Origin of the sequence: uncultured Megasphaera sp. (assembly GCF_900539295.1) — a bacterium.
GTDB lineage: Bacteria > Bacillota > Negativicutes > Veillonellales > Megasphaeraceae > Megasphaera.
Window position 1 is genome coordinate 17,923 of sequence record NZ_UQBH01000015.1, and the last position, 24,423, is coordinate 42,345.

Sequence of the window (24,423 nt, forward strand, 5' to 3'; positions counted from 1 at the left end):
CTTATCAAAGGAGGGAGTCTATATGAAAAAATGGCAAATACTGCTGAGCACCCTTTGCCTGAGCGTTTCCTGCCTGACGGCGCTTGCCGACGGCGTACCTGAAGGAAGTCCGTCGGAAAAATTGGCGGCCGTAGTTCTCACCGACCCGACGGTCAATACCAAGAATTTGGATAATTTTTATATCATGCAGGGACGTACCTACGATAAGGTAACGGGCTTATTGACGGCTTTGCCGCCGCAGACGACGGGGCTTACGGGCTCTTACTATTTCCGCGTCGACAAACAGGTCGTCGGTGACTATTTCTATCACGTTAAAGCCTACGATACGGAGTCTCATGTCTTAATGGGCAACTACTTTGTCGCCAAAGATGAGAGCAGCGCCTGGCGGCTTCAGAATGACCAAAAGGCTGCCCTTATCTACGGCAGCGCAGAAAAGATGATGGATAAGGTTGAAGTCGTCGTCTATCCGCAAAAAATTCCCCTCGGCAGCTACGGTATCATCCGCGTCCATGTACCGGGCATGATTCCTTATGAAATCAAGGCGACGAGCCTTAATACGAAGATTGCCGATATTACGGAAAGCATGAATATCCATCCCCTGCAGGCCGGGAAAGTAGACCTCGTCGTCGATGTAAAAGTCGGTGATGCCGTCCGTACCGTGACCAAAGAAATCACCGTCGTCGACGAAGCGGACAGCCGCACAAGCGAAAAATCCCGCAATAATCCCAGTGTCGGTGTCGGCATCGGTATCGGCTGGGGCAGCGGCGGATACCATGGCGGCGGAATTGGCATCGGTGTCGGACCTTGGTGGTAATCTAAAAGGAGAGTGTATCTACTGTGGAGTTTTCCCTAGGAAAACAGTTACTGGTCATCATTTTACTTATCTTTGGCAACGGCATCTTCTCTTTATTGGAAATGGCTATCGTAAGCAGCCATCAATCACGGCTGGAAGCGATTGCCGATGAAGGAAGCAAGTCGGCAGCTATCGTCCTAAAACTGCGTGAAAATCCGAATAAGATGTTTTCTACCGTTCAGTTCGGCATCACCCTGATCAGCCTCTTGACCGGGGTCTATGGCGGTACGGAAATGGCCGGCCCTTTATCGGTCTATGTGGCGAAGATTCCCGGCCTTGAACCGTATGCCTATACGATCAGCCTGACCGGCATCGTCGCTTTGATTACCTATTTGACCATCATCCTCGGTGAAATCGTTCCTAAACGGATTGCCATCGACAATCCGGAAAAAGTTGCCTGTCTATTGGCCCGTCCGATGCTGTATTTTTCGGCCGTCTGCACGCCCGTTGTCTGGATTCTGTCATGGTCTACGACGGCTGTTACCAAGCTGATGGGGGTCAAGAAGCCGGAAGTACTGCCGGTTACGGAAGACGAAATAAAACTGCTCTTAGAGCAGGGCGTTGAACTCGGAGCCTTTGAAAAAGAAGAACCGGAATTGGTAACGCGTGTCTTTCGCTTGGCCGATATGGACGTCGGTGACATCATGACCAACCGAACCCAGGTAGACTGGCTTGACGTCGAAGACCCGGAAGCGACGATGATGAAGGAACTGGTGGCCTTCAACCACAATAATCTTCCCGTCGGACGGGGTTCCTTAGATGATTTTATCGGCATGGTTTCAGTCAGTGAAATCTTTCAAAAATACTATGAAAACATTCGCACTCAAAAACCGGCATCCCTGCCGGCTATCGTAGAAGAATGTGTTCATAAGCCTATCTATATCCCGGAATCGATGGATATCATGAAAGTCGTCCACGTCTTCCGCGAACACAGCGTTCATGAAGTAGCCGTCCTCGATGAATACGGCAACTTCAGCGGTATCCTGACACTCCACGACATCCTTGAAGAGTTGGTGGGCATCATGCCGGCTGGCGAAGAAGAAAAGAAGGAAGAAGCCAACCGTATTATCCAGCGGGGGCCTAATGATTGGCTTATCGAAGGGTTGCTTCCCATTGAAGATTTTAAAGATTTCTTCGGTATCGAAGACGATCTTCCTGATGAAGAACAATACCTGTATAAGACCTTGGCCGGCCTGATTACTTATGGCGTCGGCCGCATTCCCCGAGAAACGGATACCTACGTGTGGAAGGACTTTACCTTTGAAGTCGTCGATATGGATAATCTCCGCGTCGACAAAATCCTCGTCACCCGTGATCCGGATTACTCCGAAGAGAATGAAGACGACAAATAAGTCGCTTCATCAATTAAATAAATTGTAACTAAAAAGGGACGGTAAACGAATGTAAACACCATTCGTTTACCGTCCCTTTTCTATGGAGACTATTCACTTTTTGTCGAGCGGAGAAAGAGATTTTTTAAGACTTCATGGGGATTTTTCTTTTCTTGAATGATAGAATGGACGGCAGCCGTAATGGGAAGTTCTACGCCGTAGCGATTCGATAAGTCTAATAAGGCTTCCGTCGTGCTGACACCTTCTGCCAATTTAGAAAAGGGATTTCCTTCTATGAAATCCTGACCGAAGCGGCGGTTGTTGCTGTGCAGGGAAAAGAGGGTCGCTTCGTAGTCGCCTAAGTGGCTGAGCCCGTAGACGGTCATAGCCTGGCCGCCCATAGCGGCTACTAAGACCGACAGCTCGTGAGCTCCGCGGGCCATGAGCGCCCCTTTGAGCGCCGTCATATGGGCGCCGTCGAGCATGCCGGCAGCGATGCCGACGACATTTTTGGCAGCCGCTCCGATTTCAATGCCCAGGAGGTCCTGGCCGTAATAGAATCGTATCAAGGGACTGGTAAAGGTATCGACTAAGAAATGGGTCAGTTCATTATCGGCTGAAGCGATGACCATGCAGTTGGGCATGCCGCTGAGAAAGTCCTGAACATGTCCGGGACCGACCCAGACCGCCGTTCGTACGGATTTTCCCAGCTCTTCTTCCATAACCGTCGTCAGCCTTTTGCCGCTGCCGGCTTCCAGCCCTTTCATGGCCAGGATGAAGGGGACGTTTTCATCAAAGCCGGCTTCTCTCAAGTTTTTCGTAAACGAGCGAAGCTGTTGGGCGCTGATGGAAATGATGCAGATATCGGCATCGGCCAGCGCTCCCTTCAGATCATCGGTCAAATCAATCGATTCCGGCAAGGTAAGATAGTCGTTTTTTCGCGTATTTTTCAGCCTGTTAAGGTTTTGGGAACCCGGTCGGCCCCATAAGGTCACGTCATGACCGATATGGTCGGCATACCAGGCGTGGAAACTGCCCCAGCGGCCGCAGCCTAAGACGGTGATTTTCATGGCATCTTCTCCCCTCAAAAAAATAAATACTGGTTCTTCAATTATAGCATGAATCGGGAAGTTCAGACAGGCGATGTAATTTCTTTCCTGATGGCTCGGTCAGGATTATGGTAGTATACTTTTTCGTTTTGATGATTTTTGTTGGAATTACAATGGATATTTGTCCTTTCCTTTCGTATAATGAACGAAGAAAGGCCGACAAGAGGCCCGATGATTCGGCTTTAGTCTTTGGCAGTCGTCTTTAGGGAGATGGCTGCAGCGAAAGGAGTATGTGCTATGGGAAAGAAGATTACAGAAAAAGTTACTTGGGTTGGCAAAATCGATTGGGAATTGAATACATTCCACGGCAATGAATATTCTACGGAAAAGGGTTCGTCCTATAATTCTTATTTAGTCCGCGACAAGAAAGTAGCTTTGATCGATACGGTGTGGAAGCCCTTCGATGAAGAGTTTGTCGACTATTTGAAACAGGAAATCGACTTGAAGAGCATCGATTACATCGTCATGAACCATAATGAAAATGACCACAGCGGCGCCCTTCCGGCTTTGATGAGAGAAATCCCTGACGTCCCCATTTACTGCACGCAAAAAGGGGAAGCCATCCTCCGCGGCCTCTATCATCAGGATTGGAACTACGTCAATGTTAAAACGGGCGATACCTTGGACCTCGGTGACAGTAAACTGGTCTTCATTGAAGCGGCCATGCTCCACTGGCCTGATACGATGTTTACGTACATGACCGGCGAAAACATCCTCTTCAGTAATGACGGCTTCGGCCAGCATTTTGCCAGTGAATGGATGTATAATGACTGCGTCGATCAGGCAGAACTCTATCATGAAGCCATGAAATACTATGCCAATATTTTAAACCTCTACAGCCCCATGGTTACCCGCAAAATCGATGAAATCTTGAAGATGAACGTCCCGGTCAATATGATCTGCCCCAGCCACGGCGTCATCTGGCGAGATAACCCCCTGCAGATTGTCGAAACGTATCAGAAATGGGCTAAGGAATATCAGGAAAATCAAGTTACCATCATCTATGATACGATGTGGAATGCCACGCGGCGCATGGCTGAATGCATTGCCCAGGGCCTGCGCGACGCTGACCCGTCGCTGACAGTTAAATTGTATAACTCTGCTGTCGACGATAAAAATGACATCGTTACCGAAGTCTTTAAGTCCAAGGCTATTCTGGTCGGTTCACCGACGATCAACTACGGCTTCCTCTACTCCATCGGAGGCATCATGGAAATGATCCGCGGCCTGAAGTTTAAAAATAAGAAAGCAGCCGCCTTTGGCAGCTATGGCTGGAGCGGCGAATCGGTTAAACAGATAACGGGCCTCTTAAAAGAAGCCGGTTTTGAACTGGTAAACGACGGCCTGCGCTGCCAGTGGAACCCTGATATGGAAACGCAGAATAACTGCCGCCAGTTTGGCCAGGAATTTGCTGAGTCGCTGGCAAAATAAAGGCATCTTTCCCATAAAAAAAATCGGATCTCTCTTGAGAGGTCCGATTTTTGTGTTAGCATGAATAGGTGAATTCCTTATCAGCCTTGTAAATGGGCAATGACGGCGTCGCGGTAAGCTTCTGTCGTCGCCTGTCCGCCGAGATCCGGTGTGAGTGCTTTCTTTTCAGCAAGGACAGCATCGACTGCCTTGTGGATATTGGCAGCAATGGCTGTTTCGCCGATATATTCGAGGAGCATGCAGGCCGACCAAAGAAGGGCTGTCGGATTGGCAATGTGTTTTCCGGCAATATCGGGAGCGCTGCCGTGAACGGCTTCGAACATGGCATAATCGTCACCGATATTCATGGAAGGCAGGAGGCCCAGGCCGCCGATGAGGCCGCTCGTAAGGTCGGAAATGATATCGCCGTAGAGGTTGGGCATGACGATGACGTCGAATTGTTCCGGCCGCATGACCAGCTGCATACAGGTATTGTCGACGATTTTATCGTCGCTTTCGATTTGCGGATAGTCGGCAGCGACGGTACGGAAGGTATCGAGGAACAAGCCGTCGCTCATCTTTAAGATGTTGGCCTTATGGACGCAGGTTACTTTTTTGCGGCCATGGGAGACGGCATATTCAAAGGCCGAGCGGATGATGCGTTCACTGGCTTTTTTTGTGATGAGTTTGATGGCATGAACCGTATCTTCATTCATCTTATATTCGACGCCGATGTATAGATCTTCTGTGTTTTCACGGAAGGTGACGACGTCGACGTTGGGAAACGGCGTCTTGACGGCCGTGTTCGATTTGGCCGGACGGATGTTGGCGTAGAGGTCGTATTTATTGCGCAGGGTAACGTTTAAAGAACGGAATCCCTTGCCGATGGGCGTCGTAATGGGCGACTTTAAGAGGACGCGGGTCTTTTCAAAAGAGGCAAAAGCGTCATCGGGAATGAGGGCCCCGTTCTTTTCATATTCTGCGGCGCCGACATTGAAGATTTCATACGTAAGCGGTGCTTTGGCTGCGTCGAGGATGGCCAGGACGGCGTCGGTGATTTCCGGGCCGATACCGTCGCCTTTAAATACAGTGATTGTCTTCATCGTTTATCTGTCCTTTCTGGGAATATAATCCATGAGGTCGCCGACGTATTTTGCGGCCGGACGGACGATGCGGTTGTCGTAGAGTTTGTGTTCGATGTTGTGGGCCAGCCAGCCGACCATACGGCTGATGACGAACAACGGCGTATACAAATCGCGGGGAATGCCCAGCATATTGTAAGCAAAGCCGCTGTAGAAATCGACGTTGCTGCACATGGTGACGCCTTTTTCCTTGGTCAGGGTATCCATGGCCAGTCTTTCAAAGCGGTTGTAGAAGCGGAATACGTCGTTCATGCCCTTTTCTTTGGCCAAGATGCCGCAGTAATGGCGCATGATTTCGGCACGCGGGTCGGACAGTGTGTAGACGGCATGACCGAAGCCGTAGACCAGGCCTTTATCGCTGCCTTTGAAGGTTTTATTGAGAATCTGATGGATGACATCGATGATTTGGTCGTCCGTTGCTTTGATGCCGATGGCGTCGATAATCTGTTCCATCATCAGGGATACGCGGATATTGGCACCGCCGTGACGAGGCCCTTTGAGGGCGCCGACGGAACTTGCCATGCTTGAGTAAATATCCGTATCCGTCGAAGAGACGACGATATTGGTAAAGGTCGAGTTGGTACCGCCGCCGTGATCGGCATGGAGGAAGAGCAAGAGGTCGAGAAGCTGGGCTTCTTTCGGCGTAAATTTGCTGTCTGGACGAAGCATGGATAAAATGTTTTCGGCTGTCGAGTAGTCTTTGCGGGGATAGTGGATGACCAGACTCTTACGGTTGTAATAGTGAATCTTGGACATGTAGGCATAGACGGCAATAGACGGCAGCTTGCTCATGATATTCAGCCCTTTGCGCAGGGTCTGATAGACGTCGGTATTGTCCGGATCGGGGTCGTAATTGTACAGGGTCAGTAAGGCGTGCTGCAGTTTATTCATCAAGTTTTTGCCCGGCAGACGGAGCAGGTTCATTTCCAAAAAGTCATCGGGCAAATCGTAGCCGTTTTGCAGTACCTTACAGAAAGCCTTTAATTCATCTTCTGTCGGCAAATAGCCGAAGAGGAGGAGAAAACTCGCTTCTTCGTATAAATAACCGTTATAATTGGTTTCTTTAACCAATTCACGAATATCTATGCCGCGGTAGTACAAAATGCCGTCACAGTCAACCTTTTGATCCTGTTCGTCACGGCGGTAACCGACGACATCAGCGATGCGGGTCAAACCGACGAGGACGCCTGTGTGATCTTCGTTACGCAAGCCACGCTTTACACCGTACTTGGAAAACCATTCGCGGGGAATCTGCGTGTAGTTTTGTGACTTGCCGTAAAATTGGGCTAAATAAATATTTTTATCCAATTTGATTCCTCTCTTTCCTGCAAGTATGAATATAGAGGAATAACTTATAAATTATCGGTTATTCAGGAATATTCATAAATTTTATCTGGGGAATATTTTTTAGAATATTCCTGCAAAGTATAAGTTATTATAGCATAATAATGGACAAAGTAAAATAAAAATCATGCAAATCGGATAACGTTTAAAGGGTAGTCACAGCCTTTTTGTGTATGATATAATATTTACTGAAATGGAATAAATTTTATATTGTGAAAGTTATTTTAGTAAATTTCATAATTTGAAAAGCCGTCGCTTCGGCGATGACAAAGGAGGGGTTAATTATGATTCAGTTATATGACGGCGGTGCCTATTTAGTCAACGGTAAGGACATCGTACCGGAAAATGACGGGGCTAAGCTTCAGCAGCTGACGGGAAAGACTGTTTCGAAGGAAGAAGCTCGCAAGGGAACGATTGCTTATTCAATTTTAAAAAATCATAATACAGCAGCGTCGATGGATAATTTAAAAATTAAATTCGATTCCATGGCGTCTCACGACATTACCTATGTCGGCATTATTCAGACGGCAAAGGCCTCGGGGATGGACCATTTCCCCCTGCCCTACGTGCTGACCAACTGTCATAATTCACTCTGTGCCGTCGGCGGTACGATCAATGAAGATGACCACGTCTTCGGTCTTTCGGCTGCCAAAAAATACGGAGGCATCTTTGTTCCGCCTCACGTTGCCGTCATCCATCAGTATATGCGTGAAAAAATGGCCGGCTGCGGCAAGATGATCATCGGTTCCGACAGCCATACCCGCTATGGTGCTCTGGGAACGATGGCTGTCGGCGAAGGCGGCGGCGAATTGGTAAAACAGCTCCTTGGAGATACTTATGACATCGCTTATCCCGGCGTCGTCGGCGTTTACTTGACAGGGAAACCAAACCCTGCCGTCGGTCCTCAGGATATTGCCATTGCCCTCGTAGGAGCCGTCTTTAAAAACGGCTATGTCAAAAATAAAGTCATGGAATTTGTCGGCCCCGGCGTGGCTTCCATGTCGACGGACTACCGTAACAGCGTCGACGTCATGACGACGGAAACGACGTGTCTGTCGTCGGTTTGGCGGACGGACGAAGATACCAAGGCCTATCTCACCCAGCATGGCCGCGGCGATGCCTATAAAGAACTGAATCCGGCTGACGTGGCCTATTACGACGGCTTCATCTATATTGACCTCAGCACGATAAAACCGATGATTGCCATGCCCATGCATCCGAGCAATGCCTTTACCATCGACGAGCTCAATGCCAATCTGGAAGACATCCTTCATGAAACGGAAGAAGCCATCAACAGCCGCATGAGCAATAAAGATTTGAAATACACCCTTACCGATAAAATTAAAGACGGTAAACTCATGGTACAACAGGGCATCATTGCCGGCTGCTCCGGCGGTAATTACAGCAACGTCGTGGCCGCTGCCCATGTTTTAAAACAGGGCTCCAGCAATAGTCATGACTTCTCCTTGGATGTATACCCCTCGTCCCAGCCGGTTTACCTGGATCTCGTCCGCAACGGCACTGTTTCGACCTTATTGGAAGCGGGTGCCATCTTTAAGACCGCTTTCTGCGGTCCCTGCTTCGGCGCCGGAGATACACCGGCCAACAATGCCTTCAGTATCCGCCATACGACGCGAAACTTCCCGAATCGCGAAGGTTCCAAGCCGGGCAAAGGCCAATTTGCCTCAGTAGCCTTGATGGATGCTCGCTCTATTGCTGCGACGGCCATTAACGGCGGTGTCCTGACGTCGGCTGACGGCTATATGGATGACTATGTAGAAACCCCCTATGAATACGACGATAAGCCTTATGCAACCTTGGTTTATCAGGGATTTAGACAAGGTGAAGATGAAGATTCTTTGGTCTATGGACCGAATATTAAAGACTGGCCCGATATGGAACCTTTGGCCGACTCGATTCTGCTGAAAGTATGCTCTAAAATCATGGATCCGGTTACGACGACGGATGAATTGATTCCTTCCGGGGAAACGTCTTCGTATCGTTCCAATCCCTTGGGACTGGCTGAATTTACCTTGTCTCGCCGTGATCCGGAATACGTCGGACGGGCTAAAGCCGTAAACAAAGTCGAACAGGCTCGATTGGCAGGAGACTGCCCGGCCGGTGTCGATCCTGACTTAAAAGCTGTCTTTGAAGCCTTGAATAAGCATTTTGACGGCGTTTCCATGAAAGACGTTGAAATCGGCAGTATGATTTACTGCGTAAAACCCGGCGACGGTTCGGCTCGTGAACAGGCAGCCAGCTGCCAGCGAGTCCTCGGCGGTCTGGCCAATATCTGCAGCGAGTATGCGACCAAGCGCTATCGCTCCAATGTCATCAACTGGGGCATGCTGCCCTTCCAAATGGAAGGAGAACCGGATTTTGAAATCGGCGACTATATTTACGTTCCCGACGTCAAAAAGGCCCTCGACGGCGACATGAAGGACATTAAAGCCTATGTCGTCACCAAGGGCATGAAGGAACTGTCTCTCTACATTGCGCCTATGACGGACGATGAAAAGAAAATTGTCAAAGCCGGCAGCCTGATCAACTACAACCGCAATCGCTGATCCTCATTCATCGAAGCGATCGTCTTTTTCAATGAGTCCTTCCTTCGGTGAGGAATGGTATCGGTTTTTCCAGGCCCGATAGAAAGTTGAATAATTGGTAAATCCGCATTCGTAGCAGATTTCCGTCAAAGCCCGTCCCTCCTGCATGAGGCGGCGGGCTTTTTGCAGCCTTTTTGCTGTAATATAACTGCCGGCGGTCATACCTGTCTCACTTTTGAAGAGGTGCATTAAGTAGTCCGGGCTCATATAGAACCGCTTGGCTAAGGCTGGAATCGACAGGTCATCGGTAAGATTATTTTCGATGTAGTCGACGATATGGGTGATTTTTTTGTGCTGTTGTTTTTTCTTTACGAAGCCGATTTTCTGTGTTTTCATATCCATCCAAAGATGGATGAGAAATTCCGAAAAGAGGGTCTCCTGCAGGAGTTTTCCCTCTGGTCCCGTATAAGACCATGCCCGCCGCAGGCGGCAGGAGACGTTGTACAGGCTGTCCGCTTCCTGGGGCTGGCGGAGGATGGGCGAAGCGGAGTCGGAAAAAATCTGGCCGACGGGACAGCCGCGCTGTTCATATGTCTTAAGGTAAGCCGGCGAAATATAGGCGATAATCCGCTCATAAGGGGAGTCGCCGATTACGGTCGGACGGTGAATTTTCCCGGAGGGAATGACGACGATGTCAAAGGGCTTTAAATCGTAGGCCGTTCCCTCGACGTCGTAGGAAACATGTCCCTGGAAAAAGAGGGTGATCTTGTCAAAGTCATGATAATGGTAGGGACAGGTCCACTGCCTCTTATCGACTAAGTGGAACAGTTTTAGATTACCTGATAAATAGCCTGTTTTTTGTGCCATAGAATGTTCCTTCTCTCTTTGATAGACTTTTCTTCAAAAGGAAGTTCGATTATCTTGAAATAGCATAATTTGCAATGTAAATAACATTATTTTCATATACTTTTCACTTTCCGTTATTGTATAATAGATGCTGTAAGGATTCAAGACAGTTACTTATCAATCATTATGAGTATATAATTTTTAATGGAGGGTATAAGATATGAAATTTGTCAAAATGCACGGTTTAGGCAATGATTTCGTCTTTTTTGAAGATAAGCAGGGCGCTGACAAGGATTTCTCCCAATTGGCCGTCAAGCTGTGTGCGCCTCATACTGGCGTAGGTGCTGACGGTATCATCGTCATCGTTCCCAGTGATAAAGCCGACGTCCGCATGCGCATCATCAATGCTGACGGCAGCGAAGCTGAAATGTGCGGCAACGGCATCCGCTGCTTTGCAAAATACGTTTACGATCATAAAATCATCGATAAAAAAGAATTTACCGTCGAAACCTTGGCCGGTATCATGAAGCCGAAGGTTATCGTCGGCGATGACGGTAAGGTAAGTTTAGTTACCATCAACATGGGTAAACCCTTTACGGACCGCTCTCAGATTCCTATGGAAGGTCCTGAAGGCCCTGTCGTCGATGAACCCCTTGAAGTGGACGGCAAGACTTATAAGATTACCAGCCTCCTCATGGGCGTACCCCATACGATGATTTACGTCAAAGATGTCGACGCCGTTCCTCTCCATGACTTAGGTCCTAAATTTGAAACCCATAAGGCATTCCCGCGTAAGACGAATATGAACTTCGTCCAAGTCATTGACGACCATACGATCAAGGTCCACACCTGGGAACGCGGTGCCGGCGCTACCCTGGCCTGCGGAACCGGTTCCTGCGCCTGCGCTGTCGGCTCCTTCATGAATGGCTTTACGGGACGCAGTGTCGATGTTCAGCTGTACTTAGGCACCCTTCACATCGAATACGATGAAAAAGACGGCAACGTCTACATGACCGGTCCGGCTGCCGTTACCTTTACGGGCGAATGGCTGGAAGATTAATTGATAACTGTATATAATTAAAAGAGGCTGTCATCGTGGCAGCCTCTTTTTACCATACATGAGAGGTATTTTTATGGAGATGCAACAGATTCAAAAAGGAAAATTCATCGATCGTCCCAACCGCTTCATTTCCCATGTCGACCTTGGCGGTCAGATCGTTACCTGCCATATGCCGAATCCGGGCCGGATGTGGGAACTCCTCTTTCCGGGAACAACGGTCTATGTGCGGCCTGCAGCCAATCCCAATCGCAAGACACCCTACGACGTCGTCGGCATTGAACGGGACGGGGCTCCGATTTTACTCGATACACAGTATAATAACGATACGGCGGCTTGGCTCGTCGAGAATCACCTCATCCCCGGCTGGGAAAGTTGGGATCTCATCCGCCGGGAAGTGACTGTCGGCGACAGCCGTTTCGACCTCCTGTTGGGAAAGGGGGAGGAGCGCTTCTTTGTCGAAGTAAAGTCCTGCACCCTTTTCAGCCGTAATGGGGCCATGTTTCCCGATGCTGTCACCGAACGGGGAAGAAAGCATATTTTAGAACTGGCTTCCATGAGTGCACAGGGCATCCATACCGGGGTCTTATTCCTGGTTCATTGGGATAGGGCTCAGTGGTTCCTTCCCGATTACCATACCGATCCAAATTTTGCCGAGGCTTTTTATGAAGCGGCACCGCACCTCGACTGGAAGGCCTTGGCCCTGCGCTGGGATGCGTCTTTTAGAAGACCCGAACCGGTCCGGCTGCTGCAGTATCCCGAAGCCCTTTTGACGACAGAAAATCACGACAGTGGCGACTATCTCTTTGTCATACGTCTTGCGGAAGATGCGGATATTGTCGTGGGGTCTCAAGGGACCATGCATTTTCCGCAAGGATATTACGTCTATACCGGTTCGGCGAAGAAAAATTTAGCAGCCCGACTGGCCCGCCACAGCCGCAGGCGGAAAAATCTTCATTGGCATATCGACTATCTCCGGCAGAAAGCCGACGTCGTCGCCGCCCTTCCCATTCGGACATCCGCTGATTTAGAACACGACCTGGCCAAGGCTGTCCAAGGGGTTTCCGATTGGCAGATCGACGGCTTCGGCTGCACGGACTGCCATTGTTCGTCTCATCTGTTTGGCTTTGATGCCAATCCCATTCACTATCGCCCCTTCATTCAAATTGTCGAAGATTTTCGCATGAATCGCCTTCAAACCATGATGTAAATGTAAATTGTATGGGGGAAAACGATGAACTCCCTGTTTTTTATGGGGTTTTATGTTATAATGTGAGATAAATCAAGGAATCAGAGGGGAGCGATGCGGTATGGAACGCTCACAGGCATTAGCTTTACTGCAAAAATATAATAAAGAACCTTTTCACATCATGCATGCTTTGACTGTTGAAGGCGTCATTCGCTGGTATGCTCAGGAACTGGGATATGGTGATGACGTCGATTTCTGGGGCCTCGTCGGTCTGCTTCACGACGTCGACTTTGAGCAGTACCCCGACGAACACTGCAAAAAAGCACCGGAACTCCTCGCGGAAATCGGTGCTGATGATAAATTTATCCATGCTGTCGTCTGTCACGGCTATGGCATCTGCGTCGATATCGCACCGGAACATATGATGGAAAAGGTCCTCTATGCTGCTGACGAATTGACCGGCCTCATCTGGGCCGCCGCTAAGATGCGTCCGTCAAAGAGCACGAAAGACATGGAAGTAAAGAGTTTAAAGAAAAAGTTCAAGGACAAACGGTTCGCTGCCGGCTGTTCCCGTGACGTTATCCAAAACGGCGCTGAATTGTTAGGCTGGGACTTGGCGGAACTGTTTGAAAAAACTATTTTGGCTATGCGCTCCTGTGAAGACGGCGTTCGCAAAGAATGCCTTGAACTGACAGGAGTGGATGAATAATAAGGAGGAATCTATTATGAAATTACGCAAAATGATTATGGCAGCTATGGCTGCGGCTGTGTTTACTGTCGGTGCTGCCGGTGCTTCTTTCGCAGCCGGTTTAGGTACGATCGATGCTGCTGCTCTCTTGCAGAACCATCCGAAGTATGCTAAGACCATGGCTACGTGGCAGGCAGACGTAAAAAATGCACAAGATGACTTCCAGAGAGATTTGAAGAAAACCAGCGATCAGAAAGCTCAGCAGGCACTGGTCGAAAAGTACAATAATAAATTGAACCAGCAGCGTATCGCTTTATTCCAGCCGCTGGAAAAGGATATCTTTGAAAAAACACAGGCCGTACAGAAAGAAAAAGGCTTGGATTACGTCGTATTGAGCGGTTCCGTCGTTATCGGCCAGAGCCAGGATATCACTCAGGACGTCGCTGCCCGCTTGAAATAAGGTCAGCATCTACAGCCTAAGGTAATATCCACCATTGAATATGTAAAGGCGCAGCTTGATTGAGCTGCGTCTTTTTTTTGTCAGAAATTGTCTATATGTCTCTGAGATTGTAGAGGACAGGCTTCATAACACTGATATTTTTTGAAAACCTACGGACTGCCGAAGGATAGGTAAAGAGTCGGAAAAGTATTTTTCTGACTTTTGACGTCATATTTGATTCATCTAGAATTTATAGTGAATAAAAGAACGTGTAATTATTGGTAGGAAATGGAAAAATAATGATTATGTTGTTGAGGGAATTCATGGAATTTCCAATTTGGGCAAAAAACGCAAAGGCTGTCTTAAGCGGTTGTCTTTTATTCTCATCGTCCTTCCCGTATGATTAGAGTACGAAATAAGTCATTCGGAAACAGAAGAAAAGGAGAATAAGTATATGGAAATCATTGCTATTGTATTGAGTTTGTTCTTATTAGTTACATTTGCTTACCGCGGATTTTCGGTTATTTTATTTGCACCGATCTTTGCCCTGTTTGCAGCGAGTTTTTCAGGCCTGCCTATTTTACCGGGGTATACTGAACTGTTTATGGCTAAAGCCGTTACCTACATCAAGTCCTTCTTCCCGGTATTCCTCCTCGGCGCCGTCTTCGGCAAGATTATGGAAGAAACGGGGATGGCCCGCAGCATCGCTTTGGAAACGATTCGCCTCATTGGCAAGGACAAGGCTATTTTCGCCGTCGTCTTCGCCTGCATGATCCTCTGCTACGGCGGTATTTCCATGTTTGTCTGCGCCTTTGCCGTCTATCCCTTTGCAGCCGCTTTATTCCGCGAAGCCGATATTCCCAAGCGATTGATTCCTGCCTGCTTTGTGGCCGGCGTCTTTACGGCTACGATGGACTGCTATCCCGGCTCCCCTCAGATTCAGAATATCATCCCGACGATTTACTTGGGAACGACGACCTTCGCAGCACCGATCTTAGGGTTAATCTGCGGGACCTTGCTGATTATCCTCTGCTTTATTTATCTTGAATTCCGTCGTAAACAACTGGCTCGTTCCGGCGAAGGCTACGGCAACCATACCCTTAACGAAACGGTCATCGATCCGGAAGCCAAACTTCCGCCTTGGCAGTTGTCGATTATTCCCCTTATCGTCGTCTTAGTATTGAACTTCTATTTCTCCATGATCTTCCAGTGGGACGAATCTTTATTGAGCCCCTTCCGTTCCATGAACGTACCCCTTTTGGCTAAAGGCGTCCACAACGTCGTTGCTATTTGGGCTCTGGTCATTGGCCTTTTGGCTGCCATCATTATCGCCAGTGCGACGGGACGTAAATTCATGTCGAAAAACACGAGCATTAAAGCGGCTCTCAACGCCGGTGCTTTAGGTTCTCTCCTGGCTATTATGAATACGGCGTCCGAAGTCGGTTACGGCAATGTTATCGCTTCTCTGCCGGGCTTCATGGAAATTGCCGATTCCCTTTTAGGTATCGGTCAGGGCATGCCGCTGTTCAACGTCGCCTTGATGGTCAATATCTTGGCAGGTATTACCGGTTCTGCTTCGGGCGGCCTCAGCATTGCCCTCGACATCTTCGGTCAGCATTTCTTAGCTGAAACGGCGGCTGCCGGCATTCCTGCTGAAGTTGTTCACCGTATTGCTGCCATGGCTTCCGGCGGCATGGACAGTCTGCCTCACAATGGCGCCGTCATTACGACCTTGGCCATTTGCGGTCTGACTCATCGCGAGGCTTATAAAGACATGTTTGCCATTACGATCTTAAAAGTCATCATCGCTTTCTTCGGCGTATTCTTCTACATGATCACGGGCATTGTATAAAAAGTTAGTGAAAAAAGGTACTGACGCAGGTGCGGCAGTACCTTTTTTGGTTATTCCTTCAGGTCTGTTGAACAGACTCTTCCGATTCTCGTCAAGATGTTCAAGGCATCTTCTCTTTCTTTCGGCGTAAAATCTTTGAAGACCAGATCGTTCAATTCTTCGATTTTCTGTTGTACCGGCTCTCTGATGGCCATTCCGGCTTCAGTCGGTCGGACGCGGATGCTGCGGCGATTTTTAGGGTCTAGGATACGGTCGATGAGGCCGCGCTTCTGCATTCTGTCGAGGACGCCGGAAATGGTGGAATTTTCGACTCGCAGGATGGTTGCGATTTCCTTCGGCGTCAAGGTTTCATTCTTCCACAGACAGGCAAGTACGCCGTATTGGCCGGGCGTAATGCCAAATTCAGCCAAGTGTTCGGAAAAGATTAAAAAAACTTCATGCTGTGAAATGGTTAGTAAAAAGTTAATACATCTCGTGTAATCCACAGGATATCTTCCTTCTTTCTGAAAATATTTCGTATTACTAATTACTATATATTTTATCATATTTCATTATATATAGCTATTGAATTTTTTAAATAAAAGAAAAGTACTCAGTATATAGCAATTCTCTATATCCTGCCGTATAATGAGACTGATACATGAAAAAAGGAAGGATACTGGGGGAAACCAATGAAACAAAAGAAAATATTCGGATTTGATTATACCAATAATGAGTACATGAAGATCTTCATGTACCTCTTAGTCGGCGGCTCGGCTGCCTTATTGGAATGGTCCCTGTTTTATATTTTTTTCAGGCTGCTGTCGGCGGCCCTTGTTTTTTCCGTACAGACGCAGACTGTCTTGACGGCTACGACCATGGCTTTTGCCCTGTCTACGCTGTACCATTATATTCTTTGTAATCGCTTCGTTTTTGACAGCGGAAGCCGTTATCAGCGCGGCAAAGAAGTCTCCCTGGTATTCGTTGTCAGTGCCATGGGGCTTGGCTGGAATCTGCTTCTCATGTGGCTCTTTACGTCATCGTCATTTTTGGGCTTAAATCCAATGATTTCCAAAATCATAGCCAGCGCTATCGTTACCGTCTGGAATTACGTATCGCGCAAAAAGTGGATTTTTAAATAGAAGGGGGTGTCTTTATGGCACAGGCAGCAAGAATCATGGAAATTTTGCAGGAAATGATTCATATCGACAGTGAAACGAATACGCCGAAAGAACGGCAAATGGAACAGTATTTACAGCAGTTCTTTTCAAAAATGGACGTTATCGGCGGTCTTATTCACGTACCGAATGACCGTTGTGAACGATCCGTCGTTTACGGACTCGTTCAGGGGAAGACCAGCCGCACCGTTATTTTCATGAATCATCACGACGTCGTCGATATTGAAGTTTATGGTAACTTGAGGGATCAGGCCTTTGATCCGGACGAGCTGCAAAAAGCCTTGTCCCATAAGGACACGAGCGAAGACGTTCGCCGTGACCTTGAAAGCGGTGAATGGCTCTTTGGCCGCGGCTCCTGTGATATGAAAGGCGGGGCTGCTGCCCAGTTGGCTGTTTTTGAAGACTATGCCAAACATCCGGGGGATGCCAGTTTACTTTACCTCTCCCTTCCTGACGAAGAAACATATTCGGCCGGGATGCGGACGGCCATTACCCTGCTCAATGAACTGCGCAATTCCTATCACTTAACCTACGATATCCTCATCGACAGTGAACCGAACCGTAAAGTAAAGGGCGAACTCATTTCGTTTACCGGCACGGTTGGTAAGATACAGCCCGTCGTTTTTGTTCAAGGTAAACCCGTTCACATCGGCTTGTATGACACGGGCATCAATCCGACAGGCGTTTTAGCCCAGCTCATTGCCAATACCGAAGGCAATAAGGATTTGACTGACGCCTGCGACGGTGAACAGACGCCGCCGCCTGCCTGGGTCTACCTCCGCGATCGAAAGGAACGGTACGATGTTACCCTGCCCCAGCGCGTCGCGGCGGCATTGAACCTCCTTACGTATCAGAAGACACCGGACGACGTCATGTATGTCTTATTGGAAGAAACGCGGCGGGCCGTTCACGATTTGTCCCGAAACATGGGGCGAGATCTTAAGATGGAGGTTCTCAGTGCCGATGAGCTCATGCAGCAGGCTATGGCTTATCCCGGATTTGATGTCTTTTACCAGTCGGCTAAACAGGCATCCTTCGTATCCCTTCAGGACGGCAAGAGTACCTATGTAGAAGAAACGATCCGCCTGTTAGAGCAGATCCTTGACTTCACCGGTATTACGACGCCGATGGCTGTCGTCGCCTTTGCTCCGCCCTACTATCCGGCTGCCGACAGCCTGGCTGTCCCAAATTCAGAATTTACGGGCTTGTTGGAAAAGTTGTCGTCTATGGAAGACATTCAGTTTAACCGCTACTTTAACGGCGTTTCCGACTGCAGTTACTGCTGTGTCGATCCTGATTTCAATGAAAAGATGATTGAAAAGAACCTGCTCTTGTGGGGCAAAGCTTATCCCTTCGACTTAAACAGCTTGAAGAAACTTCAAATCCCCTTCATGCTCTTAGGACCTTGGGGCAAAGACCTTCATGAGAGGACGGAACGGGTCAATATCGAAAGTGTATCGAAAAAACTTCCTGCCGTCTTGGATGCAATTATTTCATACATAGGAAAGAATCATTCGTAAATAATATCAAAATTCTTATTTAATGATGAAAATGCATTGCAAAATGTAACTATATTGTAAAAATGATATGTTATACTAAGCAATAATAATGTCGTAGGCGACAATATTAAATTCAAATAAGAAAGCAGGGATTGATAATGAACAAAAAATCTTTAGTCTTGGCTGCTGTTATGGCAGCATGCTCTGCATCCTTAGCTTTTGCTGCGCCGCAGACGCAGTGGGAACAGGGACAGTGGCAGGTTGATTTGGGTGCTTGGAATACCAAGGCTTCCGTTGATGGTGATAAAGTCGCTGGTGAAGGTGGCGACATCAGTACCGATACGAACTGGAACTTCCAGGGCGGCGTTACCTATGGCCTTACGGATAAATGGGGTCTGCAGTATAATTACTACGGCCTCAAATCCGACGGCAATAGCGAAACTCTCGGCATTGGCACCGATGGTTCTCAGCAGGAAGTAAACGCTGTTTACTCCATCAATAAGAACTTCGCAGCTTACGCCGGCTGGAGCCGCATCGAAAACAAATTGAGCGGCGGCGGTTATTCGGCATCCGATACCAACAACATCGCTCAGATCGGCTTGATTGCCAAAGCTCCCTTGGCTGATAAACTCGACGTTTATGCAAAAGGCGCTTTGGGCACGAAGAATACGACCATGTGGGAAGCCGGTCTCGGTTACCACGTAACGCCGGATCTCGATATCAATGCCGGTTACCGTTATTTAAATACGAAGCTTGGCGATAAAGACTCCAGTCCGTTTTATACGAATGATGATTCTAACATCTCTTACAAGGGCTTCATCGCTGGCGTTTCCTATCGTTTTGGCGGCGGTCCTAAGGAAGAAGCTCCTGAACCGGCACCGGCACCTGTTTACACCCCGGCTCCGGCAGCTCCGGCTCCGGTTTACACCCCGGCCCCGACTCCGGCTAACGACTACTACCTTGAAAGCGTTCACTTCGGATTTGACGAAGACCAGCCCCTTGCTTCTGAAAAAGCCAAGATGGATCACTTCGTCCAGGTTGCCAAAGCAAACCCGAACGATACCTTTAAACTCGTCGGCAATACCGATGCTAAGGGCAGCAACGCTTACAACGATGACCTTTCGAAACGCCGCGTAGACAACGTAGCTGCTTATGCAGAAAGCCAGGGCGTTCCGGCATCGCAGATGGTACTCGATTATAAAGGTAAGACCGATCCGGCCAGCACCAATGACACCGAAGAAGGTCGTGCCGATAATCGCCGCGTCGATATTTGGCATCACTACTAAGAATCAGCATAACTTCTCTGAAGTCGTATATAAAACTCGCATGGCATCGGGCCGTGCGAGTTTTTATATACGGTAAATGAAGGGCCTTTGAGCGGCTTTGAAAAAAATTCTTGATTTTTTTAGAAATTTTCTTGCCAAAATCGATTTTTCACGATATAATAATGTAGCTAACTTAATAAGAGTACTGGTGCGTGGTAATTCGCCGGGGCTTGTGCAATGGGAACCTATGAACCTTGTCAGGTCCGAGAGGAAGCAGCAATAAGTAGATCTTTCCATGTGCCACGAGGAAACCTGGCGGGTTACCATACACGAGTACTTTTCAGTTGGTAAAAGCAGCGGTTAGCTGCTTTTTTTCATATGCGGAAGGATTTGAATCGATGGCATACATTGCACTATACCGTAAGTGGCGGCCGAAAAGCTTTGAAGACGTTGTCGGTCAGTCACATATTACGGAAACCCTGCAAAAAGCGATAGAGACGGACAAGGTGGCCCATGCATACCTGTTTTCGGGTCCCCGCGGAACGGGTAAAACCAGTACGGCCAAGATTTTTGCCCGGGCCATGAACTGCGTCAACGGACCGACGGCCCATCCCTGTAATGCCTGTGAAGCCTGTCTCCATATCATGAGCGGCGAATCCTTGGATGTCGTCGAAATCGATGCCGCCTCCAACCGCAGTATTGAAGATATCCGCACCTTGCGGGAAACGATAAAATTTATGCCTGTCGAAGGGCATAAGAAAATTTATATCATCGACGAAGTCCATATGCTGACAACAGAAGCCTTTAATGCCCTGCTGAAGACCTTGGAAGAACCTCCGGCTCACGTCATCTTTATTTTGGCAACTACCGAACCGGAACGGATTCCGCTGACTATTCTGTCCCGCTGTCAGCGGTATGAATTTCGCCGTATTACCAGCCAGGATATTGCCAATCGCCTGCTCTATGTGGCTGAACAGGAGCAGATTGAATTGACGAAAGGTGCTGCCCATATCTTAGCGGTCCAAGCTGACGGCGGCATGCGCGACGCCCTCAGTATGTTTGACCAATGTGTCAGCAATGCATCCGGGGCCGTCGATGAAAAAATGGTTCGCGACTTATTGGGACTCATCGGTAAGGACTGGCTCTTTTCCTTGTCTCAGGCCTTATTTGACGGCCGCAGCGACGTCATCATCAAGGGCGTCGATGACATCATCCAACTGGGAAAAGAGCCGCGGGTCATTTTGACCGAGGTCTTAGCTCATTTACGGGCGCTCATGCTTTTTCAGGCTGCGCCTAAATCGGATTCTCTGTCAGCCTACAGCGACAGCCTCAGTGAACTCCGTAAACAAGCCGAGGCTGTGTCGCCGGAAGCCATTTTTAGGATTGTAGACGTTTTACAACAGGCGTTACTGACGGCCAAGACCTCGCCGGTCCCGCGGATTGCCGTTGAAATGGGTCTCCTCATGGCGTCACGGAAGTTTACACAGCCTGTAAACACCGTGGACGTAAACGCGGCAGCTGCCCGGCCGTCACCTAAAAAGCAGCATCACGAAGCGATTCCCGTACCGGAAGAAGACGATTATGAGACCTACCATGCTCCGGAAGAAACAGTTCCTTTTCCGGAAGATGATTTCGTCCCGTCGAAGCCGGTACCTTCTCCTGCTGAATCGGTGGTTCAACAGCAAATTGTTCCGGCAGAAGAAAGACCGGTACCGCCGCCTGCTTCTGATAACAGGCCTGAAGCTGATGCCGCGCCTCAGCCATCGGCTACGCCTTCGGATACAGCTCCCATCGTATCGGCTGATTACCAGGCCGTTTGGGATAAGATGTGTGCCGTCCTCGATAAAGAAAAGAAAAAGGCCGTCTTGTCCTGTATTCGCAATGGACGCGTCGTTTACATCGGCGAAGGACAGGTCATCGTCGCCTTTAAGACGCCCTTTATGGTTAAACGAGCCAATCGGGAAGATTACTTTAAACTTACCGATGCTGCTCTGGAATCGGTCCTCGGCAGTCCTCATCATATGCAGGGATTCCTGGAAGGGGACGCGGAACTGACCGTTTACGAAAAAAAAAAGGATAAAACCCTAGCGGCATCCCCTGTGGCTCCGGCCGTTCCTGACGTCGTTCAGACGACAGAACCGGATCCGGTACAGCCGCCGGCCCCGCCGGAAATCAATATTCCAGCTCCTGCTGAACCGACTGAGACGGATGAACCGCCTGAACAGGATGAACCGCCGTGGCAGCCGGCATCGATGGAAGACATGAGTGACGCCGAACGGGCGGCTCTCGGGCCATTGATTAAAACGGTAGGAGATTGTAATATATATATAGAAAACAAAAAATAAGCTTGAAAGAAACAGGAGGAAATCAAATGTTTGGTGGAAATATGCAAGGCATGATGAAAAAAGTACAAAAAATGCAGAAGGAAATGAAGAAACTGCAGGAAGATTTGAAAAAACGCACCGTAGAAGCAACGGTTGGCGGCGGTGTTCTGACCATTGTCATGAACGGTGAAAAAAATGTAGAAAGCGTTCACATCGACCCGAGCATCATCGACCCGGAAGATGCCGAAATGCTGGAAGATCTCATGGTAGCGGCTGTCAACGAAGCCAATAAAAAGGTTGACGATATGATGGCTCAGGAAATGAGCAAGATCACAGGCGGGATGAACCTGCCGGGAATGTTCTAATGGATACGCCTTTAGACAAGCTTACCGAGCAGTTCCGATGCCTGCCGGGAATCGGGGTTAAAACGGCTCGTAAGCTGGCCTATTATATCGTTCAGCAGCCGGCGAGCCGGGTCGATGAATTTATCAATGCCGTCCGCGATGCTAAGGCAAATATGCATTTTTGCTCGGTTTGCTTCAACCTGTCTTCTCAGGATCCCTGCCCCATCTGCAGTGATACCAGCCGCGACCGCTCGACGATCTGCGTCGTAGAAACGCCGCAAGATGTCCAGGCTATTGAGCGAAGCGGTGATTACCATGGCTTATACCACGTCCTTCACGGGGCTCTGTCCCCCTTGGACGGGGTCAACGTCGAGGATCTTCGTATTCGCGAGCTTTTACAACGCCTGGGAAATACTGATGTAAAAGAAGTCATTCTGGCAACAGATCCTGACGTCGAGGGCGAGGCCACTGCTTTATATCTGTCCCGCCTGATCAAGACGGCCGGAATCCGCGTAACGCGTATTGCCCGCGGACTTCCTATGGGCGGCGACATTGAATATGCCGATGAAGCTACCTTGGCCGGTGCCGTTGCCAATCGGCAGGAAATGTGAGGGTTTTATGGAGTATCTGTCGATAGCCGTCGGAATCGCCATCTTATACCTTGTGCATAAGGTGATTTTGACCCCGATGCGCCACCTCGTGGTCAATGTCATCATTGGCCTTATCGTGCTGTATGGCGTCAATCATTTCGGCTATCTTTTTGGTTTTCAGCACGTTCCGATTACCTTGGCGACAGGCTTGATCATCGGCCTGTTTGGCCTTCCGGGCGTCGTGCTGGTTACGTTGTATTATACATTTTTCTAACGTATGCGAAGAAGGGATATCGTGAAATTAAAGAAATGGGCTGTTCTGGCCTGTACTGCCGTTTTAGCAGTTTCTATCCTTACAGGCTGCGGCAACAGCGTGTCTACGGAAACGGAGACGGTCTCCAAATCGAATCACCCCGTAGCGCTGACTTTGGATGCCAATATTACAGCTTTGAATGTGACCAACATCGTTCCCAAAATCTCGGGCAAGCTCGTATCAACTCCGTTGGCCGTAGGCCAGCAGGTAAAAGCAGGTGACGTCGTCGCCCAAGTCGATTCTACACCGTATCAGCAGAGCGTCAGCCAGGCTGAAGCCGAATTGGTAGCAGCTTCGGCAGCAGCGGCTCCAACCTATCGGACCGTTACCGTTCCCGACAACGGCGGCAGCGACAACAGCGGCCGTCGGGCGGAATTGAAGGCTTGGTACAACATGGGGGCCTTGTCCAAGGTCGAATACAATCAGATGATGTCTGACTCCGGCGGCGGTTCCCAGACCGTTCAGGTGCCGGAATCGACACCAGTCAATCAGGAACGGATTGCTCAGCTCCAGCAGGCTATCCAGACGGCCCGCGACATGTTGGGAAATGCGACGATTTACTCCCCTATTGAAGGGCGGGTAACGGCCGTATCCGACAATCCCTCCATTGCCGTTGCCGGAGGCGTCTTGGCCACGATTCAGCAGATGTCCCCGTTAGTTGCGACCTTTGCCGTACCGGAAATGTATATCAACGCCTTGTCCGATGCTAAGAAGGGCGGCAGTTTACAGATTTCCATCATCGCTCCTTCAGGAGAAACGGAAACGGGCGAACTGACGTACTTGGCGACGGAAAAAGATCCGTCAACCGGTTCTTATATGGCAAAAGTCACCTTTAATAATGCCAAGAACCTCTTTGTTCCCGGTGAATTTTACCACGTTCGCATTGCAACGCCTCAAGAAGTTTCACAGATTACCGTGCCTAAGACGGCTGTCCGCACTAAAGACAGCGGCGACTTCGTTTACATCGTCAACAGCAGCGGATTGGCTGATGCCCGTTCCGTCCTGACCGGCGATGAATCCGACGGCCGCGTCGTTATCCTGGACGGCCTTCAAGAAGGCGATATAGTTGTTTCTAATCCTCCTGATTCATTGGAAATCGGGATGAGTGTAAAGTCGTAATTTAAA

The 24,423-nt window shown here is 48.9% G+C and carries 22 protein-coding genes and 1 other RNA gene; 18 read left to right on the forward strand and 5 right to left on the reverse strand.

Going from position 1 to position 24,423, the window contains the following annotated elements; all coding sequences use genetic code 11:
• Positions 1-22: 22 nt before the first annotated feature.
• The gene (locus QZQ46_RS06385; RefSeq protein WP_296828061.1) at positions 23-814 is read left to right on the forward strand and encodes a hypothetical protein; all 792 of its coding nucleotides are present in this window, start codon (positions 23-25) and stop codon (positions 812-814) included.
• 23 nt (positions 815-837) lie between these two features.
• The gene (locus tag QZQ46_RS06390) at positions 838-2,205 is read left to right on the forward strand and encodes a hemolysin family protein (RefSeq protein WP_296828063.1); all 1,368 of its coding nucleotides are present in this window, start codon (positions 838-840) and stop codon (positions 2,203-2,205) included.
• An 89-nt stretch (positions 2,206-2,294) separates the two neighbouring features.
• Here the strand turns inward: QZQ46_RS06390 and QZQ46_RS06395 are convergent, their stop codons facing one another.
• Entirely contained in the window at positions 2,295-3,254 is a 960-nt protein-coding gene (locus QZQ46_RS06395; RefSeq protein ID WP_296828065.1) for an NAD(P)H-dependent glycerol-3-phosphate dehydrogenase, read from the reverse strand.
• 276 nt (positions 3,255-3,530) lie between these two features.
• On the opposite strand from QZQ46_RS06395, the gene QZQ46_RS06400 reads away from it, so the two are divergent.
• Positions 3,531-4,724, forward strand: coding sequence for an anaerobic nitric oxide reductase flavorubredoxin (locus tag QZQ46_RS06400; RefSeq protein ID WP_296828067.1), 1,194 nt, complete (start codon positions 3,531-3,533; stop codon positions 4,722-4,724).
• Between the two features lie 80 nt (positions 4,725-4,804).
• Here the strand turns inward: QZQ46_RS06400 and QZQ46_RS06405 are convergent, their stop codons facing one another.
• The gene (locus tag QZQ46_RS06405; protein ID WP_296828069.1) at positions 4,805-5,806 is read right to left on the reverse strand and encodes an isocitrate/isopropylmalate dehydrogenase family protein; all 1,002 of its coding nucleotides are present in this window, start codon (positions 5,804-5,806) and stop codon (positions 4,805-4,807) included.
• 3 nt (positions 5,807-5,809) lie between these two features.
• Positions 5,810-7,153 carry a citrate synthase gene (locus tag QZQ46_RS06410; RefSeq protein WP_296828071.1) on the reverse strand — a complete coding sequence of 448 codons (1,344 nt, stop codon included), beginning with the start codon at positions 7,151-7,153 and terminating at the stop codon, positions 5,810-5,812.
• Positions 7,154-7,473: 320 nt separating this feature from the next.
• Here QZQ46_RS06410 and QZQ46_RS06415 point away from each other — a divergent pair, with 320 nt between their 5' ends.
• Positions 7,474-9,756 carry a hydratase gene (locus QZQ46_RS06415; protein ID WP_296828073.1) on the forward strand — a complete coding sequence of 761 codons (2,283 nt, stop codon included), beginning with the start codon at positions 7,474-7,476 and terminating at the stop codon, positions 9,754-9,756.
• A 3-nt stretch (positions 9,757-9,759) separates the two neighbouring features.
• On the opposite strand, the gene QZQ46_RS06420 is transcribed toward QZQ46_RS06415, so the two are convergent.
• The gene (locus tag QZQ46_RS06420; RefSeq protein ID WP_296828074.1) at positions 9,760-10,602 is read right to left on the reverse strand and encodes an AraC family transcriptional regulator; all 843 of its coding nucleotides are present in this window, start codon (positions 10,600-10,602) and stop codon (positions 9,760-9,762) included.
• A 199-nt stretch (positions 10,603-10,801) separates the two neighbouring features.
• Between QZQ46_RS06420 and dapF the strand changes: the two genes are divergently transcribed.
• The 5 genes from dapF (at position 10,802) to QZQ46_RS06445 (ending at position 15,806) form a co-directional block, all read left to right on the forward strand.
• The gene (gene dapF / locus QZQ46_RS06425; RefSeq protein ID WP_296828076.1) at positions 10,802-11,641 is read left to right on the forward strand and encodes a diaminopimelate epimerase; all 840 of its coding nucleotides are present in this window, start codon (positions 10,802-10,804) and stop codon (positions 11,639-11,641) included.
• A gap of 73 nt (positions 11,642-11,714) precedes the next feature.
• Positions 11,715-12,848, forward strand: coding sequence for a DNA/RNA nuclease SfsA (sfsA, locus tag QZQ46_RS06430; protein WP_296828078.1), 1,134 nt, complete (start codon positions 11,715-11,717; stop codon positions 12,846-12,848).
• Positions 12,849-12,948: 100 nt separating this feature from the next.
• Positions 12,949-13,536, forward strand: a complete 588-nt coding sequence (locus QZQ46_RS06435) for a hydrolase (protein ID WP_296828080.1) — start codon at positions 12,949-12,951, stop codon at positions 13,534-13,536.
• Positions 13,537-13,552: 16 nt separating this feature from the next.
• Positions 13,553-13,975: an OmpH family outer membrane protein gene (locus tag QZQ46_RS06440; protein ID WP_296828082.1), complete on the forward strand. Its 423-nt coding sequence runs from the start codon at positions 13,553-13,555 to the stop codon at positions 13,973-13,975.
• Between the two features lie 433 nt (positions 13,976-14,408).
• A complete protein-coding gene (locus QZQ46_RS06445; RefSeq protein WP_296828084.1) occupies positions 14,409-15,806 on the forward strand; it encodes a GntP family permease in 1,398 nt (465 codons plus the stop codon).
• A gap of 50 nt (positions 15,807-15,856) precedes the next feature.
• Here the strand turns inward: QZQ46_RS06445 and QZQ46_RS06450 are convergent, their stop codons facing one another.
• Entirely contained in the window at positions 15,857-16,291 is a 435-nt protein-coding gene (locus QZQ46_RS06450) for a MarR family winged helix-turn-helix transcriptional regulator (protein ID WP_296828085.1), read from the reverse strand.
• Positions 16,292-16,477: 186 nt separating this feature from the next.
• On the opposite strand from QZQ46_RS06450, the gene QZQ46_RS06455 reads away from it, so the two are divergent.
• The 9 genes from QZQ46_RS06455 to QZQ46_RS06495 all read left to right on the forward strand — a co-directional run bounded on the left by QZQ46_RS06455 (position 16,478) and on the right by QZQ46_RS06495 (position 24,417).
• Positions 16,478-16,927 (forward strand): GtrA family protein, encoded by a 450-nt coding sequence (locus tag QZQ46_RS06455; protein WP_296828087.1) that lies wholly within the window; start codon positions 16,478-16,480, stop codon positions 16,925-16,927.
• Positions 16,928-16,941: 14 nt separating this feature from the next.
• A complete protein-coding gene (locus QZQ46_RS06460; RefSeq protein ID WP_296828089.1) occupies positions 16,942-18,483 on the forward strand; it encodes a M20/M25/M40 family metallo-hydrolase in 1,542 nt (513 codons plus the stop codon).
• A gap of 137 nt (positions 18,484-18,620) precedes the next feature.
• Positions 18,621-19,748, forward strand: a complete 1,128-nt coding sequence (locus QZQ46_RS06465) for an OmpA family protein (protein ID WP_296828091.1) — start codon at positions 18,621-18,623, stop codon at positions 19,746-19,748.
• A gap of 92 nt (positions 19,749-19,840) precedes the next feature.
• An RNA gene (ffs, locus tag QZQ46_RS06470) (signal recognition particle sRNA large type) lies at positions 19,841-20,084 on the forward strand.
• Between the two features lie 41 nt (positions 20,085-20,125).
• Positions 20,126-22,072, forward strand: coding sequence for a DNA polymerase III subunit gamma/tau (dnaX, locus tag QZQ46_RS06475; protein WP_296828093.1), 1,947 nt, complete (start codon positions 20,126-20,128; stop codon positions 22,070-22,072).
• 26 nt (positions 22,073-22,098) lie between these two features.
• A complete protein-coding gene (locus tag QZQ46_RS06480; RefSeq protein WP_044503334.1) occupies positions 22,099-22,416 on the forward strand; it encodes a YbaB/EbfC family nucleoid-associated protein in 318 nt (105 codons plus the stop codon).
• A complete protein-coding gene (gene recR / locus QZQ46_RS06485; protein ID WP_296828095.1) occupies positions 22,416-23,006 on the forward strand; it encodes a recombination mediator RecR in 591 nt (196 codons plus the stop codon). The genes QZQ46_RS06480 and recR overlap by 1 nt, the downstream gene beginning before the upstream one ends.
• 7 nt (positions 23,007-23,013) lie before the next feature.
• Positions 23,014-23,259 carry a pro-sigmaK processing inhibitor BofA family protein gene (locus QZQ46_RS06490; protein ID WP_296828097.1) on the forward strand — a complete coding sequence of 82 codons (246 nt, stop codon included), beginning with the start codon at positions 23,014-23,016 and terminating at the stop codon, positions 23,257-23,259.
• Between the two features lie 21 nt (positions 23,260-23,280).
• Positions 23,281-24,417 (forward strand): efflux RND transporter periplasmic adaptor subunit, encoded by a 1,137-nt coding sequence (locus tag QZQ46_RS06495; RefSeq protein WP_296828099.1) that lies wholly within the window; start codon positions 23,281-23,283, stop codon positions 24,415-24,417.
• Positions 24,418-24,423 lie beyond the last annotated feature (6 nt).

Bases quoted from the DNA above. Each gene is read 5' to 3' on its own strand.
- QZQ46_RS06385 (WP_296828061.1), top strand. From the start codon at position 23: ATGAAAAAATGGCAAATACTGCTGAGCACCCTTTGCCTGAGCGTTTCC.
- QZQ46_RS06395 (WP_296828065.1), bottom strand. From the start codon at position 3,254: ATGAAAATCACCGTCTTAGGCTGCGGCCGCTGGGGCAGTTTCCACGCC.
- QZQ46_RS06400 (WP_296828067.1), top strand. From the start codon at position 3,531: ATGGGAAAGAAGATTACAGAAAAAGTTACTTGGGTTGGCAAAATCGAT.
- QZQ46_RS06405 (WP_296828069.1), bottom strand. From the start codon at position 5,806: ATGAAGACAATCACTGTATTTAAAGGCGACGGTATCGGCCCGGAAATC.
- QZQ46_RS06415 (WP_296828073.1), top strand. From the start codon at position 7,474: ATGATTCAGTTATATGACGGCGGTGCCTATTTAGTCAACGGTAAGGAC.
- QZQ46_RS06420 (WP_296828074.1), bottom strand. From the start codon at position 10,602: ATGGCACAAAAAACAGGCTATTTATCAGGTAATCTAAAACTGTTCCAC.
- dapF (WP_296828076.1), top strand. From the start codon at position 10,802: ATGAAATTTGTCAAAATGCACGGTTTAGGCAATGATTTCGTCTTTTTT.
- sfsA (WP_296828078.1), top strand. From the start codon at position 11,715: ATGGAGATGCAACAGATTCAAAAAGGAAAATTCATCGATCGTCCCAAC.
- QZQ46_RS06435 (WP_296828080.1), top strand. From the start codon at position 12,949: ATGGAACGCTCACAGGCATTAGCTTTACTGCAAAAATATAATAAAGAA.
- QZQ46_RS06440 (WP_296828082.1), top strand. From the start codon at position 13,553: ATGAAATTACGCAAAATGATTATGGCAGCTATGGCTGCGGCTGTGTTT.
- QZQ46_RS06445 (WP_296828084.1), top strand. From the start codon at position 14,409: ATGGAAATCATTGCTATTGTATTGAGTTTGTTCTTATTAGTTACATTT.
- QZQ46_RS06455 (WP_296828087.1), top strand. From the start codon at position 16,478: ATGAAACAAAAGAAAATATTCGGATTTGATTATACCAATAATGAGTAC.
- QZQ46_RS06460 (WP_296828089.1), top strand. From the start codon at position 16,942: ATGGCACAGGCAGCAAGAATCATGGAAATTTTGCAGGAAATGATTCAT.
- QZQ46_RS06465 (WP_296828091.1), top strand. From the start codon at position 18,621: ATGAACAAAAAATCTTTAGTCTTGGCTGCTGTTATGGCAGCATGCTCT.
- dnaX (WP_296828093.1), top strand. From the start codon at position 20,126: ATGGCATACATTGCACTATACCGTAAGTGGCGGCCGAAAAGCTTTGAA.
- QZQ46_RS06480 (WP_044503334.1), top strand. From the start codon at position 22,099: ATGTTTGGTGGAAATATGCAAGGCATGATGAAAAAAGTACAAAAAATG.
- recR (WP_296828095.1), top strand. From the start codon at position 22,416: ATGGATACGCCTTTAGACAAGCTTACCGAGCAGTTCCGATGCCTGCCG.
- QZQ46_RS06490 (WP_296828097.1), top strand. From the start codon at position 23,014: ATGGAGTATCTGTCGATAGCCGTCGGAATCGCCATCTTATACCTTGTG.